Source organism: Actinomadura bangladeshensis, from assembly GCF_004348335.1.
In the GTDB taxonomy this organism is placed as follows: Bacteria; Actinomycetota; Actinomycetes; order Streptosporangiales; family Streptosporangiaceae; genus Spirillospora; species Spirillospora bangladeshensis.
Genome location: NZ_SMJW01000485.1, coordinates 1 through 2465 on the forward strand (window position 1 = coordinate 1; position 2465 = coordinate 2465).

Genomic DNA, 2465 nt, shown 5'->3' on the forward strand with positions numbered 1-2465 from the left:
TGTGCGCCACGAGGCGCTCTGTCATATCCCCGGCTCAGTCGGGAGGAACTGAAGGGAGGTTTCTGGGTCTAATGGCTTACCTGGATCCGAAAGGTGAAGGGGACCGTAGCATGCCAGAAAACCAACGATCGTGTTCAAGCACGGAAGCGATGCGTTGAGGGACCCGCGCGATATGGCGAAGTCTAAACTGATTGAACCTAAGTCTCCAGTTGATGAAAGGTAGCATCCACCGGAAATTCGTGCATTGGCACCGGTGCCGCTTCCTGTGCCGGATTGTATGCGTTATGGCACACCCTTCGGAAGTGAGAACGATCCTCAGTGAGAGGATTGAAGGAGACGAAATAGGCGCCTAAGTCGCGCTCGATACGTATGACAGAGACGAACGTGGGATCGCCTAACGGGTGCGAACCCTAAGGTGACGGAGGCCCCGTAGTAGTCGCAGGGTTAACGGCCTGCCAAGGCGGACGGGAAAACCGTCCACAGGGCGAAGGGGGCCAGGTGATCGGACATCTTCTGTTACTGGGAGGTATGCGTAATGCAAAGAGCCGAAACAGTGCTTGATGTCCTGCGTGAACGCGGCAGGCGCGGCCTGCCGTGCGATGAGCTGTATCGACAGTTGTTCAACCCGCACCTGTATCTCATGGCCTACGGTCGCATCTACTCCAACCCGGGAGCGATGACGTCCGGAGCCTGCGGGGAGACCGTAGACGGCATGTCCGAGGAAAAGATCGGGCAAATCATCGACGCGTTGCGCCACGAGCGCTACCGCTTCAAGCCGACCCGGCGGCACTACATCCCGAAACCAGATGGGAAGAAAAGACCGCTCGGGCTGCCGTCCTGGTCGGACAAACTCGTCGGCGAAGTGATCCGCCTTCTCCTGGAGGCATACTACGAGCCGCGATTCTCCAGCCATTCACACGGTTTCCGTTCCGGCCGAGGATGCCACACAGCACTAAGCGAGGTGAGCATCAACTGGACTGGAACAACCTGGTTCATCGAAGGAGACATCTCCGACTGCTTCGGGACGCTCGACCATAAGGTCATGCTCTCGACATTGTCCGGGAAGATCCACGACAACCGGTTCCTTCGCCTCATCAAACAGATGCTACAGGCGGGATACCTCGAAGACTGGGTATGGCATGCCACGCTCTCCGGAGCACCACAAGGCGGTGTGACCTCTCCAGTCTTGTCCAACATTTATCTGGACCGGATGGACAAGTTCGTTGAGACGGTTCTCATTCCCCAATACACCCGAGGCGGCTCCAGGACCCGCAATCCTGCATACCGCGAGGTGGAAAACATGATCAGCCGCATCCGCAACAGACAGAAATATCGAAAGGAGCAGACCGAGACCCAAGAAGTCCGGAAACTGCGCCAGCAGTTGCGCAGGCTACCGGTCGGGGACCCTCAGGATCCTCAATACCGTCGGCTGCATTACATCCGGTACGCGGATGACCACCTACTCGGGTTCATCGGACCCAAGGCCGAAGCCGAAGAGATCAAACAGCGACTCGCGACGTTCTTGCGTGACGAACTCAAACTCGAACTGAACGAAGACAAGACGCTGATCACCCACGCCCGCACAGGCGCGGCCCGTTTCCTCGGCTACGAGATCACCGTCCAGCACGCCAATGATAAAGTCTCCCGCGGTGGGCGGGTCGACCGCGGCCTGCGTGCAACCAACGGTAAGATCGCACTGCGGGTGCCACGGCCGGTGATCAAAGCCAAATGTGCGCCGTATCTCAAGCACGGGAAACCCTGGCACCAGTCTCACCTGATAAACCTGACCGACCACGACATCATCGGCAGGTTCGGAGCCGAGTACCGGGGAATCGTCCAGTACTATCTACTCGCCGGCGACGTCTGGAAACTAGACCGGATGCGCTGGGTCATGCTGACCTCGATGCTCAAGACCTTGGCAGCGAAACACCACTCAACGACGTCCAAGATGGCGGCCAAGCACAAGACCACCATCATGACACCTTACGGGCGCCGCAGATGTTTTGAAGTCCGGGTCGAACGAGCGGGCAGAAAGCCACTGGTCGCACGGTTCGGGGGAATACCGCTCAAACGGCAGCGGAAGGCCGTTATCAACGACCTTCCCCCCGCCCCACTCACCCGCAAACGAGGCAAACAGCTAATCGAACGCCTCCAAAGCGGAACCTGTGAGCTCTGCAAGAAGCCCGCCGAGGTGCAAACACACCACGTCCGAACCCTTGCAGAACTCAAGAAGGCGGGGCCACCACTCCCCGCGTGGGCGGAACTGATGGCCAAAATGAGGCGCAAAACTCTAGTTGTATGCGCTGCATGCCATAACACCATCCACGCGGAAAGGTCTGCCGCGACAAACACGTAGTAGTCACTGGAGAGCCGGATGCATTGAAAGGTGCACGTCCGGTTCGGGCCGGGGGCCACTGGAAAAGGACCCGCCGACGGCGGGCACCTCGCCAGTGGCCTACCGGTAC

1 protein-coding gene is annotated in these 2465 nt (G+C 58.8%); it reads left to right on the plus strand.

What is annotated here, in order from left to right; translation table 11 throughout:
- The first annotated feature begins 553 nt into the window (after nt 1-553).
- A complete protein-coding gene (locus E1284_RS40160; protein ID WP_207924239.1) occupies nt 554-2356 on the plus strand; it encodes a reverse transcriptase/maturase family protein in 1803 nt (600 codons plus the stop codon).
- Nucleotides 2357-2465 lie beyond the last annotated feature (109 nt).